This window comes from Actinospica durhamensis (genome assembly GCF_018139695.1).
Classification (GTDB): domain Bacteria; phylum Actinomycetota; class Actinomycetes; order Streptomycetales; family Catenulisporaceae; genus Actinospica; species Actinospica durhamensis.
Genome location: NZ_JAGSOG010000036.1, coordinates 1 through 12,422 on the forward strand (window position 1 = coordinate 1; position 12,422 = coordinate 12,422).

Genomic DNA, 12,422 nt, shown 5'->3' on the forward strand with positions numbered 1-12,422 from the left:
GCGCTGACGTGGCCGCCGCCCCACCCGACCCCCGACGACGACAGACGACTGACGAGGACCAGGTAACGTGACGACGCCGTTCTACGTCTCGCCCGAACAGCTGATGAAGGATCGGGCGGACTTCGTGCGCAAGAACATCGCGCGCGGTGGCTCCGCGGCGGTGCTGCACTACGACGGGGGCATCCTGTTCGTCGCGGAGAACCGCTCCCGGGTACTGCACAAGGTGAGCGAGATCTACGACCGGATCGGATTCGCCGCCGCCGGCAAGTACAACGAGTTCGAGAACCTGCGCCAGGCCGGCGTGCGCCTGGCCGACAGCCGCGGCTACCTCTACGACCGGCGCGACGTCACGGCCCTGGGCCTGGCCAACGCCTACGCCCAGTTGCTGGGCAACATCTTCTCCGAGTCCGGCGCCAAGCCGTACGAGGCCGAACTGGTGATCGCCGAGGTGGGCGACCGTCCCGAGCAGGACCAGATCTACCGGATCCCGTACGACGGCTCGGTCGTGGACTCGCACGGCTTCGTCGTCATCGGCGGTGCGGCCGAGGCGGTCTCGGCCGTGCTGACCGAGACCTACCAGGAGACCCCGGGCCTCGGCGAGGCGCTGCGGATCGCGGTGGCGGCGCTCGGCCGCGACGGCACCGAGACGCGCGAGCTGAGCCCGGCTCAGCTCGAGGTCGCCGTGCTGGACCGCAACCGCAAGCAGCCGCGCAAGTTCCGCCGCCTGCTCGGCGCGCAGTTGGCCGCACTGCTCCAGGACGCCCCGGGCGCGGACGCCGCCGCGCTGGTCGAGAACGGCGAGTCCGCCGGCGCCTCGGCGGCCGAGCGGGAGGAGCCGGGCACGGACACCGCGGCCCCGGCCGCGGCCACCGCAGCGGACGGCGACGAGGACTCCGGGCTCGACACCAATGCACTGATCGACGAGGCCCTCGACGAGGACTCCGGGCGCGGCGAGGACAACGGCGACAACTAGCGTCATCTACCCCCCAGGAGGGGCCTGATGGACCGTAGGATCTTCGGACTCGAGAACGAATACGGCGTCACCTGCACCTTCCGCGGCCAGCGTCGGCTGAGCCCGGACGAGGTCGCGCGCTACCTGTTCCGGCGGGTGGTCTCCTGGGGGCGCTCCTCGAACGTCTTCCTGCGCAACGGCGCCCGGCTCTACCTGGACGTCGGCTCGCACCCGGAGTACGCCACTCCGGAGTGCGACTCGATCGAGGAACTCGTCGTGCACGACAAGGCCGGCGAGCGCATCCTCGAAGGCCTGCTGCACGACGCCGAGCGCCGCCTGCACGAGGAGGGCATCGCCGGAGACGTCTACCTGTTCAAGAACAACACCGACTCGGCCGGCAACTCCTACGGCTGCCACGAGAACTACCTCGTCACCCGGCACGGGGAGTTCTCCCGGCTGGCCGACGTGCTCATCCCGTTCCTGGTCACCCGTCAGCTGATCTGCGGCGCGGGCAAGGTGCTGCCGACCCCGCGCGGCGCGGTCTACTGCGTGAGCCAGCGGGCCGAGCACATCTGGGAGGGCGTCTCCTCCGCCACCACCCGCTCGCGCCCCATCATCAACACCCGGGACGAGCCGCACGCCGACGCCGAGCGCTACCGCCGCCTGCACGTGATCGTGGGCGACTCCAACATGAGCGAGACCACCATGCTGCTCAAGGTCGGCGCGACCGACCTGGTGCTGCGGATGGTCGAGGTCGGCCTGGTGATGCGGGACCTGACCCTGGAGAACCCGATCCGGGCCATCCGCGAGGTCAGCCACGACCTGACCGGCCGCAAGAAGCTGCGCCTGGCCAACGGCCGCGAGGCCACCGCGCTGGAGATCCAGCGCGAGTACCTGGCCAAGGCGGCGGACTTCGCCGATCGCAGGGACCTGCGGACCGGCACCGTCGCCCGGGTGCTCGACCTGTGGGAGCGCACCCTCGACGCGATCGAGCAGCAGGACCTGGCGAAGATGGAGCGGGAGATCGACTGGGCGATCAAGTACCGCCTGATCCAGCGCTACCAGGAGAAGTACGACCTGCCGATAGCGCACCCGCGGATCGCGCAGCTCGACCTCGCCTACCACGACATCAGCCGCAAGCGCGGCCTGTACTACCTGCTCGAGCGCCGCGGCCTGGTCGACCGCACCGCACGCGACCTGGACATCTTCCGGGCCAAGTCGGTGCCGCCGCAGAACACCAGGGCCCGGCTGCGCGGGGAGTTCATCAAGCGGGCACAGGAGCAGCGGCGCGACTTCACCGTGGACTGGGTGCACCTGAAGCTCAACGACCAGGCCCAGCGCACCGTGCTGTGCAAGGATCCGTTCCGCGCCGTGGACGAAAGGGTGGATAAGCTCATCGCGTCCATGTAGGCGCGCGCGGCCGGGTAGTCTGTGCGCGTGCTGCTACTCGGAGTGAGTGTTCGCCGCCGCCGTCACCGACCCTCACGCCGCCGGGCCCTGGTGCCCGCGGCGGCGATGGCCGCGGTGACGGCGTTGGCCCTGGCCACGGCGGGCTGCGGCGGCGGAAGCGACGGCTCGGGCTCCGGCTCGATCAGCGGCCTGCCGACGGTCTCCGGCGCGGTGGGGGAGCAGGCGGTCATCGCCATCCCGACGAATCAGCCCCCGCCGACCCGGGTGGAGTCCGGCGTCCTGGTGCGCGGCAACGGCCAGCCCCTCGCCGACGGCGACGCCGTCGTGGTCGACTACACGCTGATGAACTGGACCGGCGCGAAGCTCGTCGGCAGCACCTACGGCGCGAACGGCAGCCCGGACAAGACCCAGGAGTTCGTGCTCGGATCCGACGCCGCGCTCGGCTCCTGGAACCAGGCGCTGCAGGGCGTGCAGGTGGGCAGCCGGGTCGAGATCGTCACCCCGCCCGCCGGCGCCTTCGGCACCGGCGGCGCGACCGCCTACGGCATCAAGGGCACCGACGACCTCGTGTACGTACTCGACGTCGTCGGCGGCTACCCGAAGAACGCCGACATCACCGGCACCCAGCCGGACCAGCGCGCCGCCGATGCGCCGGTGGTGGCCGGAAACCCGGGCACCGGCGGCGTCCACATCCGGCTCCCGGCGGGGTCCGCGCCCACCACGCTGCAGAGCACGGTGCTGATCCACGGCAGCGGCGCCCCGGTCACCGCCGGCCAGCGCCTGATGGTGCAGTACACCGGCGTCGACTGGAACACCGGCAAGCAGTTCGACTCCTCGTTCGGCCGGGGGATCGCCAGCTTCGTCTTCGGCAGCGACACCGTCATCTCCGGCTGGAACAAGGGCCTCGTCGGCGACCGCGTCGGCGACCGCGTCCTGCTCGTCATCCCCGCCGCCGACGCCTACGGCAGCAAGGGCGTCCCCTCCGTGGGCATCCACGGCGGCGACACCCTCGTGTTCGTGGTGGACGTGGTGGACGCGCTGAGCTGACGGCAGGGGGTGCCGTAGCTCGAAGTCGTACGACGTGCGATGTGCGACGCGCTATTCGGCCGGAGCCACAGCGATTTCCGAGCCGCCCGCAGCCGAGACGTCCTTGCGCATGGACATCGACGTCACGTCGTACCCGCTGCGGCGGTAGAGGGCGATCGCCGCCTCGTTGTCCCCGACCACGTTCAGCCCGAGCCCCGTCATGCCCTCGCGCGCGATGTGCGCCTCCACCGCGGCGAGGACGGCCGTGCCGTACCCGCGGCGCTGGAACGCCTCGAACACGTTGATGTCGTAGAGCCACGCGGCTCGGGCGTTCCCGGCCTGAGCCGGATCCGGCCCGACCCAGGCATTGCCCACCGCCTCGCCCGCGTCGTTCCGCGCCGTCAGCAGGTGATGCCCGGCCGTGTCGAGCCCGTCCGGCAGAAAGCGAGCCGTCCCCCGCGCGACCCGCTCCCGCGCCAGCTCGGCCGGCATCAGCCTACTGAGCACCCGCACCGACTCGGCCTCGCGGTGTTCGGTCGCGGCGAGATACTCCGCGGGCGTCATCGTCCTCAAGGTCACCTGCTGAACGGTCATGGCGGCCATCCTCGAACGTTCACCCGCTCCCGCGCCACCGGATTCCCGCCTACCGTGGGGCACCACGAATTCGATGGGAGTGCCCAGGCGCCGGACCGTAGGCTGTCGCGTCGTGACCACGACGACCTCCATCCGCGAGCTGTACTACGCCCTGCGCACATATACGGGCCCTGCGGCGCATCGCGACGTCCTCGCGCCGTGGGCCGACGGGCACGCCGCCGCGGTGGCCGAGTTGCTCGCCCCGCTGGCCGTCCACGGAGGTTGGCGGCGTGTGGAGTACGTATGGGGAGACCTGCTCGAGCAGGCCTACGCGCTCTGCCGCGTCAGTGATCTGCTGCTCCTGGGCTTCCAGAGCCCGCTGCCGTCCGAGATCGAGAAGCCCTGGGCGCACGAACTGCATCTGCCCGAGAGCGGGCGCGAGCCGAGGATCGCCGAGGACGAATACGTGAGTTTCTTCGCCGCGTTGGGAATGCGGCGCGAAGAGGTCGCGCGGTTCGACCCGTTCTTTCATGAGATCGCGGCCGTCGAGCAGAGCGAAGACCCCGCCGCGCCGATCGAGGTGGCGCAGGAGTCGTGGCCCTGCCTGATGCTCGGCGAATTGCTGTTCAGCCGCGCCGGAGTCCGCGTCCGGGCCGGTGAGCAGCACGCGGTGGCCGGCCTCGCGGACCGATCGACGCTGAACGAGGTCTTCCTGCGTCGTTATCGACCCACCTACGACATGTCTCTCGGATGGGGCACCAACTCGCAGTGGAAGACCGACTTCCGCCGTGACTACCTGACGGCCGATGCTTATCAGTTCAATGTCGACGCGGATGCGGACATCGATGAAGAGACCGAATTCGGTGACGCCCGGCTGACCCCGTCAGAGCGCCGCGACCTGCTCCGCCACCGATGCGTGGTGCGTCCTCTGGCCGACGTTCCGGAGGACGAAGAGCCCTGGGGAGGCTGCCGACGGCTGACCCTGCCGCGAGCCTGAACCCCTGTCGGGCAGCCGGCCTGCGCTGCTCGCCCCGAAACCACCGGCCCGGGCCCGCGCGCGGTGAGCGCGTCGGGGCCGGGCCGGGGCGACGAGTCGCGGGGCGACGGGTCGGCGGCGGGTCACTTCACGCCGAGCAGGTCCACCACGAAGATGAGCGTCTCGCCCGGCTTGATGGCCGGGGTGGGGCTCTGGTTGCCGTAGGCGAGGTGCGCGGGGATGGTCAGGCGACGGCGGCCGCCGATCTTCATGCCCGCGACGCCCTGGTCCCAGCCCTTGATGACCCGTCCGGCGCCGAGGGGGAACTGGAAGCCCGCCTCGCCGCGGTTCCAGGAGGCGTCGAACTCCTCGCCGGTGGAGAAGGCCACGCCCACGTAGTGGACGGTGACCTGGTGGCCGGGCTTGGCCTCGTCGCCCTGGCCCTCCCAGATGTCGACGATCTCGAGGTCCTTGGGGGGAGCGCCCTCGGGGAAGTCGACTTCGGGCTTCTCAAGCTTAGCCATGCGTCCGTAATCCTCTCGTTATCCGGTGACCGGCTCAGCCTAGCGGGTCGCGGCGGCGGCCAAGCGACCGGCGCAGGCGGCGGCGAGGAAGTTGGCGCGATCCTGATCTCTGTCGCGGCCCATGGTCGAGAGCGCGACGGGGCTGGCCGCCAGCGCCGCGTCCAGCCCTTCGGCGGGCACCGCGCGCAGCCGGTGACGGGGCGTCAGCGCCTCGGCCTGGGCGCGCACGCCGTCCCAGAACGCCCCCGATTCATCCGGGAGGGCGAGGTCGGCCGGGGCCAGCGCGACCCTGCCGTACGCGGTCAGGCTGTGGTGGCTCAGGCCCCGATGACGCTCGCGCGAGTCGGCCTCGGAGACCCGCAGCACGCCGAAGGGCCGTCCGTTCAGCGCGGCGACCGCGTTGACCGCCTCGCCGCAGGCCACGCCGGTGAAGCCCCATTTCGTGCCGGTGCCGAGGTTGCCCGGGCCCTGGCAGACGACTGCGATCTGCGCGCCGAGCACGTGCCGGGCGGCGAGCAGGCCGGTGTGCAGGGTGACGGCCTCGAGGTCGCCGCCGAAGGCCTGGCCGACGGTGACCGAGCCGCACAGCCAGCCCGCCGCGCGCAGGCCGGCGACGGTGCGGGAGAACCACAGCGGGAGCGCGCCGCCGTCGGTCATCACGTACGCGATCCGGGTGCCGGGGCGGTCGTGCAGCACGGCGGCGCAGACGGCGGGCAGGGCGGAGTGCAGGTCGGCGGTGACCACGGGCAGGCCGGCCAGGTCGTCGGCGTCGCGCAGGAGCTCGTGGTGCGGGGAGTCCTGCTCGTCCACGCCCAGCACGACGGTCTGCAGCGGGGTGTAGCGGGCCTTGACCATGTGGCCGGGGGGCGACGGGTCGGCGGCGGCGGAGGCCGCGGTGGCGCCGGGACCGGCGGCGGCGCCGGGCAGGCGGTCGGGGATCGCCACGACCAGGGCGTATCCGCCGGTGCCCAGGCCCAGGGCCTGCGCGTTGACGTTGAGCAGGACGCGGTCTCCGACCTGCGGATCTCCCACCAACTCGGGGTAGGCTAGGGCGCGGCGATCGACACCGTCGGCGGGCTCCGGGCGCACCACGGCCTCGTGCCCTCCACCGATACCACCGTCGCGGCCGTCGCCGGCGCAGCGCACGGTCAACTCCCGCGCTCCCGGCCACGTCCGGCCGAGTGCGGTCACGGTGCCTTCGAGCCAGCCGACCACGGGGCACCACGGTATCGGAAGTCCGTGCGAAACCCGCCCGGAAACGGGTAGCGTCGGACGCGCACATGCCGGGAGCGGAGGGAAGGCGGCACTCATGGCGGCGACGAAGTCGGAACGCCTGGTCAACCTGGTGATCTGCCTGCTCGCGAGCCGGACCTTCGTTCCGAAGGAACGGCTGCGGCGCGTGCTCGAGCCCTATCGCAACTGTCCCACGGACGAGGCCTTCGAGCGGATGTTCGAGCGGGACAAGGAGGAGCTGCGCGAACTCGGGGTCCCGCTCGAGGTGGGCACCACCGACGCCTACTTCGACGACGAGGTGGGATACCGGATCGCGCCCGGCGAGTACGCGCTGCCGGAACTCGCCCTCGCGACGGACGAGGCGCAGGCGCTCGGGGCGGCGGTGCGGTTCTGGCAGCAGGCGACGCTGGCCCAGGCCGCGTCCTCGGCGCTGCTCAAGCTCAAGGCCGCCGGGGTGGAGGTCGGGCCGGTCTCGCCGGTCGGCATCGAGCCGCGGGTGCGGGCCGAGGCCCCCGCGTTCGAGCCGCTGCTCGAGGCCGTCTACGAGCGGCAGGTGGTGCGCTTCTCCTACCGCCGCGGAGACGGCGAGGTGCGCTCGCGCGAGGTCGAGCCGTGGACGATCGACTCCTGGCGCGGCCGCTGGTACCTGGCCGGATACGACCTCGGCCGGTCCGACGAGCGGATCTTCCGGCTCGACCGGATCGCCGGCCCGGTGCTGCTGACCGGCCGCGCGCCCAGCCACCCGCTGCCCGACCAGGTCGACGTGCGCTCCCGGGTGGCCGCCTTCGCCCTGCGGCCGGAGGCCGACCTCGGCACGGCCACGCTCCGGGTCCGCTCGGGCACCTGCTTCCCGCTGCGCCGCGCCGCGAGCGCGATCGAGCCGGACGGCGAGGGCTGGGACGTGCTGGTGCTGACCTACCGGGACGGGTTCGAGGGGTACGTGGCGGAGTTCGGCGCGGACGTGGTGGTACTCGACCCGCCGCGGCTGCGCGACGCGGTGATCCGCAATCTGCGGGCGCTGGCCGGGCGCGGGGCCGTGCCGGGCCAGCGGCTCGGCGAGGCGGGCGGCGCGGACGGGGTGGACGGCGTGGACGAGGTGGACTTGCGGGCGGAATGGGAGACGGCGTCATGAGCACGGCGGTGGAGCAGGTCGAGCGGTTGCTGAACCTGGTGCCCTATCTGCGCAGCCACCCCGGGGTCACCGTGGCCGAGGTCGCGGACGAGTTCGGGGTGAGCCAGCGCCAGATCGCCAAGGATCTCAATGTGCTGTGGTTCTGCGGGACGCCCGGCGGGTTCGCCGACGACCTGATGGAGCCGCACGTGGGCGAGGGCGGCGCGATCCACCTGGACAACGCGGCCGAGCAGATCACCCGGCCGCTGCGGCTCTCCACCCGCGAGGCGGTGGCGCTGCTGGTGGCGCTGCGGGCGATGGCGCAGGTGCCGGGGCTGGCCGACCGGGACTCGCTCGAGCGGGTGCTGGCGAAGCTGGAGGCCGCGGTGGGGCAGTCGGCCGCGGACACGGCCGAGCGGCTCTCGGTGGCGTTCGAGGCGCGCGATGTGGTGCTCGAGGCGGCGACCCGGGCCCAGACCTCCGGCCGGGCGCTGCGGCTCGGCTACTACGTGCCCTCGCGCGACGAGGTGACCGAGCGGACCGTGGACCCGATCCGGATCTCGATGCTCTCCGGCCGCGCGTACCTGGACGCCTGGTGCCGCGGCTCGCGGGACCGGCGGATGTTCCGGCTGGACCGGGTGGTCGGGATCGAGGTGCTCGAGGAGCCGGCTGCGGTGCCCGAGCACGTGAAGAACGCGCCGGAGGTGGAGCACTCGGCGCTGCGGGTGGACGCGCAGGACCCGTTGATCGAGCTCGAACTCGCCCCGGGCGCGCGCTGGGTGCCGGAGTACTACCCGTGCGAGTCCGTGAGCGAGCTGCCCGGGGGCGGGCTGCGGGTGGCGCTGCGGGCGCCGGACCAGGACCGGATAAGGCGGCTCGTGCTGCGGCTCGGCGAGAGCGCGCGGGTGCTGGGTCCCGGCGAGTTCGCGGCGGCGGTGCGGGACACCGCGTCGGCGGCGCTGGCGGGCTACGGCAGCCAGGCGGGCTGAGCCTCCCGGCCTGACGGACGCTGCGGGCCGAGCCGCGCCACGCGCGGGCCCGAACCCCACGAGCGCGCCCCAGAACCGCCTCCGACCTGGGGCGATATGCCTCAGGTCGGCTCCCTGCGGCTCTACTTGACTACAGGGTGCCGAATATTACAGGATTTCAGGTCGCGCCGAAGAATTCAAGGTAGTTTGCTGACTGTTCGTCAGCTGTTCGCAGGCGCGTCACTTTCGCTGGCTTCACTTCAGGTGTGCCAGAGAGTCTCGCCCCGGCCGCCGGGGTATCCCAGAACCAGCCCTCGCCCGTCCGCCCGCGCACCGGCCCGCGCCTGGGCCGGCGGACCGGCCGGATCCCCGCCGGGGCCGGGCCGCGGGACCGGCGGGACTTCCGCGCCACGGCGTGGGGGTATCTGTTCGTGCTGCCGGCGCTGCTGGTGTTCGGGGTCTGGACGATCTTCCCGACCTTCTACACGTTCTACATCTCGCTCTGGCACTGGAACGAGTTCGACATCTCCCTGTCGAAGTACGTGGGGCTGGCCAACTACCGGCAGCTGTTCCAGCAGGGCGACCCCTCGTTCCTCGACGCCTTCGGGCACTCGCTCTACTTCACCGTGGGCATGGTCCTCGGCGGCACCGCGATCGCGCTGGGCTTCGCGCTGCTGGTGCAGCGCGGCGGGCGGCTGCTCGCACTGTCCCGGCTGGGGTTCTACCTGCCGCACGCCACCCCGCTGATCGCGAGCTCGCTGGTCTGGGGCATGATCTTCGACCCGCGGTTCGGGCTGCTCAACTACGGCCTGGACAAGCTGCACCTGCCCACCTCGCAGTGGCTCTACAGCCCGGGCTCGTCCATGCCCGCCGTGATCGTCTACAGCCTCTGGCACGAGGTCGGCTTCATCACCCTCGTGTTCATCGGCGGGCTCGCGGTCATCTCGGACGAGTACGGGGAGGCCGCGCGGGTGGACGGGTGCGGGCCGTGGCGGGAGTTCTGGTACATCACCTGGCCCCAGCTGCGGCCGGTGACCACCTTCGTGGTGCTGATCACCACGATCGGCTCGCTGCAGGCCTTCACCCAGTTCTACGAGCTGCGCGGGGCCGGGAACTCCACCGTCACGCTCAGCCTGCTGATCTTCCTCAACGCCGACGGCCAGTCGCCCACCCTGGGCTACGCCGCGGCCGCCGCGACGGTGCTGTTCGCCATCACGGTGCTCTTCTCACTCGTCCGACGGCGCACATCCGTCGGGGGCGGTGCGGTCGCCTCGTGATCCGCCGCCGGCTCCACCCTGCGCGCAGTATCGCCGTCCGCAACGGGGCGACGGCACCTGAACCCTCGATCTCTCAGAAGGAGAACGCGCCCACCATGCGAATCAGAGCCACCATCGACGGAGCCCGGCCGCGCCGGGTCGCCGGGGCTGCCCTCATCACGGCGTTCGGCCTGGCGGTGTCCGCCTGCGCCGGCGGAGGATCCACCTCCACCGTGGCCTCGACCGTCTCGAGCACCCCGCTCTCGACCGTGACCGGGCCGGTCACCATCACCTTCCAGGAGGTGTACGGCAGCAAGTCCCAGCTGGCCACGCTCACCAAGGTGGTCGACGCGTTCGAGAAGGCGAACCCGTACATCACCGTCCAGCTCCAGGCCTCCTCGAACTACTCCGCGCTGTTCGAGAAGGAGAACGCCGAGGTCACCGCCGGCAACACGCCGACCATCGGGATGGCCTACGAGAGCTACGCGCAGACCTGGTCGGCCGCGCAGAAGATCGTGCCGATCAAGGACCTGGCCGGCACCAACAGCCCGTCCGAGTACTCCACCTTCTACACCGGGGTGCAGAACGACCTGAAGCTGTCCGACGGCGATATCTGGATGTGGCCGCTGGGCAAGTCGCTGCAGCTGCAGGCGATCAACCAGACCCAGTTCACCGCGGCCGGCATCACCGCGGCCCCGACCACCTGGGACCAGTGGGCCACCGACCTCGAGGCGGTGACCGCCAAGGAGAAGGCGGCCAACGCCAAGTACGCCGGCATCACCGTCTACCCGCAGGGCAGCGGCGAGACGCTGTTCGAGGAGATCGCGGCGACCGACGGCCAGCAGCTCTACGCCGCCGACGGCACCCCGCAGTTCACCTCGGCCGCCGCGGTCAAGGCGCTGAAGTTCCTGCAGACCGAGAAGTCCAAGGGCGCGATCGCGGTCGGCGGCTCGACCACCGACCTCTACCCCGGCGAGGACGCGCTGACCGGCGGCACCGGCGCCGAGGACATCACCTCCTCGGCCGGCGTCACCTACGAGGAGACGCCCAAGGGCGACACCCTCGAGTTCGCCGCGCTGCCGGGCGACTCGATGATGGCCGGGGCCAACCTGGTCGTCTACACCAGCGCGACCACCCAGCAGCGCGCCGCCGCCTGGGAGCTGCTGCAGTACCTGGCCAGCGCCTCGGTGCAGGCCACCTGGTCCGAGGGCATCGGCTACTACCCGGTGACCTCGCAGGCGCTGACCGACATGGACGCGAGCTACCTGTCCGCGAACCCGTGGATCCAGCAGACCATCGGCAACCTGAACACGGCCTTCGTCGACCCGCCGTTCGGCTGGGCCACCGACTGCCAGACCGACCTCGAGACCGCCGTCTCCTCGGCGCTGAGCGGCTCCGACGCCGCCTCCGCCCTGCAGACCGCGCAGAGTGACTGCGCCTCCAAGAAGAGCGCAGAGAGCTGAGGATGACCCTCCCGCTCACCTCGCGCGCGTCGTCCCGGGGCCACAAGCTCCGGGGCGGCGCGCCGCGTCGCGGCTCCGGCGGACCCGTCGGGGCCTGGCGCGGCTGGACCTGGACCCGCCGCCTGGTCGCGCTGCTGCTCGCGGCGGCGTTCCTGGTGCCGTTCTACTGGGTGTTCGTCATCTCGGTGCAGCCGGGCACGACGATCTCCAGCTGGCCGCTGAACCTGGTGCCGCAGTGGCACTGGGCGAACTACTCCCGCGCCTGGGACCTGGACACCTGGCCGCGCTACTTCGCCAACACGGTCTTCGTCGCGGCCTGCACGGTGGCGCTGTGCCTGGTCACCTCGGTGCTGGCCGGGTTCGCCTTCGGCGTGCTGCGCTTCCGCGGCAAGAAGGTGCTGATGGGGCTGATCCTGTCGGTGCTGATGGTGCCGACGGTCACGCTGATCGTGCCGGACTTCGTCATCGCGAACGAGCTGCACCTGCTCAACACCTACTGGGTCCAGATCCTGCCGTTCGGCTCCAGCGTCTTCGGCATCTTCCTGGTGCGCCAGTTCTTCCTGACGATGCCTCAGGAGATCATGGATGCGGCCGCGGTGGACGGGGCCGGACGGCTGCGTATCCTGTGGCACATCGGCGTTCCCGCGGTGCGCCCGGCGCTGCTGCTGATCGGCATCAACGTCTTCGTGGCCTCCTGGAACTCCTTCCTGTGGCCGCAGGTCATGGTCACCGACCCGAGCAAGCAGCCGATCGAGGTGGGCCTGGCCTCGTTCACCACCGACAACGGCACGGACTGGTCCGCGATGAGCGCCGCCGTGTGCTTCACCACCCTTCCCATCATGCTGGTGTTCCTGCTGTTGCAACGGCAGTTCATCCGCGGCGCGATGACCGCCGCGGGCTCCGTGAAATAGCGGCCGAACCCTAGGAAAC

Annotated in this window: 12 protein-coding genes; 9 read left to right on the plus strand and 3 right to left on the minus strand. The window is 71.4% G+C overall.

The features are described from left to right. Positions 1–67: 67 nt before the first annotated feature. Genes prcA through KDL01_RS10210 form a run of 3 tightly spaced genes read left to right on the plus strand, consistent with a single transcriptional unit; the run spans position 68 to position 3,409 of the window. Positions 68–973 (plus strand): proteasome subunit alpha, encoded by a 906-nt coding sequence (gene prcA / locus KDL01_RS10200; RefSeq protein ID WP_212528155.1) that lies wholly within the window; start codon positions 68–70, stop codon positions 971–973. A gap of 27 nt (positions 974–1,000) precedes the next feature. Next, positions 1,001–2,362, plus strand: coding sequence for a Pup--protein ligase (pafA, locus tag KDL01_RS10205; protein WP_212528156.1), 1,362 nt, complete (start codon positions 1,001–1,003; stop codon positions 2,360–2,362). Positions 2,363–2,389: 27 nt separating this feature from the next. Next, positions 2,390–3,409, plus strand: coding sequence for an FKBP-type peptidyl-prolyl cis-trans isomerase (locus KDL01_RS10210; RefSeq protein ID WP_212528157.1), 1,020 nt, complete (start codon positions 2,390–2,392; stop codon positions 3,407–3,409). A gap of 51 nt (positions 3,410–3,460) precedes the next feature. Here KDL01_RS10210 and KDL01_RS10215 read toward each other — a convergent pair whose 3' ends face one another. Next, positions 3,461–3,982 (minus strand): GNAT family N-acetyltransferase, encoded by a 522-nt coding sequence (locus tag KDL01_RS10215; RefSeq protein WP_246576220.1) that lies wholly within the window; start codon positions 3,980–3,982, stop codon positions 3,461–3,463. Positions 3,983–4,094: 112 nt separating this feature from the next. Between KDL01_RS10215 and KDL01_RS10220 the strand changes: the two genes are divergently transcribed. Beyond that, positions 4,095–4,958, plus strand: a complete 864-nt coding sequence (locus tag KDL01_RS10220; protein WP_212528159.1) for a hypothetical protein — start codon at positions 4,095–4,097, stop codon at positions 4,956–4,958. A gap of 122 nt (positions 4,959–5,080) precedes the next feature. On the opposite strand, the gene KDL01_RS10225 is transcribed toward KDL01_RS10220, so the two are convergent. Continuing rightward, entirely contained in the window at positions 5,081–5,461 is a 381-nt protein-coding gene (locus KDL01_RS10225) for an FKBP-type peptidyl-prolyl cis-trans isomerase (protein ID WP_212528160.1), read from the minus strand. Positions 5,462–5,500: 39 nt separating this feature from the next. Next, complete coding sequence (locus tag KDL01_RS10230; protein WP_212528161.1) at positions 5,501–6,676, minus strand: DUF3866 family protein; 1,176 nt, start codon at positions 6,674–6,676, stop codon at positions 5,501–5,503. Between the two features lie 94 nt (positions 6,677–6,770). Here KDL01_RS10230 and KDL01_RS10235 point away from each other — a divergent pair, with 94 nt between their 5' ends. From KDL01_RS10235 to KDL01_RS10255, 5 genes are all read left to right on the plus strand, one after another. Further along, the gene (locus KDL01_RS10235) at positions 6,771–7,826 is read left to right on the plus strand and encodes a helix-turn-helix transcriptional regulator (protein WP_212528162.1); all 1,056 of its coding nucleotides are present in this window, start codon (positions 6,771–6,773) and stop codon (positions 7,824–7,826) included. Beyond that, on the plus strand, positions 7,823–8,794 hold the full coding sequence (locus KDL01_RS10240) for a helix-turn-helix transcriptional regulator (protein WP_212528163.1): 972 nt from the start codon (positions 7,823–7,825) through the stop codon (positions 8,792–8,794). Before KDL01_RS10235 ends, KDL01_RS10240 begins: the two co-directional genes overlap by 4 nt. Positions 8,795–9,039: 245 nt before the next feature. Next, complete coding sequence (locus KDL01_RS45195; RefSeq protein WP_212528164.1) at positions 9,040–10,050, plus strand: carbohydrate ABC transporter permease; 1,011 nt, start codon at positions 9,040–9,042, stop codon at positions 10,048–10,050. Positions 10,051–10,145: 95 nt separating this feature from the next. Beyond that, positions 10,146–11,492 carry an ABC transporter substrate-binding protein gene (locus tag KDL01_RS10250; RefSeq protein WP_212528165.1) on the plus strand — a complete coding sequence of 449 codons (1,347 nt, stop codon included), beginning with the start codon at positions 10,146–10,148 and terminating at the stop codon, positions 11,490–11,492. A gap of 2 nt (positions 11,493–11,494) precedes the next feature. Beyond that, positions 11,495–12,403 carry a carbohydrate ABC transporter permease gene (locus KDL01_RS10255; protein WP_212528166.1) on the plus strand — a complete coding sequence of 303 codons (909 nt, stop codon included), beginning with the start codon at positions 11,495–11,497 and terminating at the stop codon, positions 12,401–12,403. Positions 12,404–12,422: the final 19 nt, after the last annotated feature.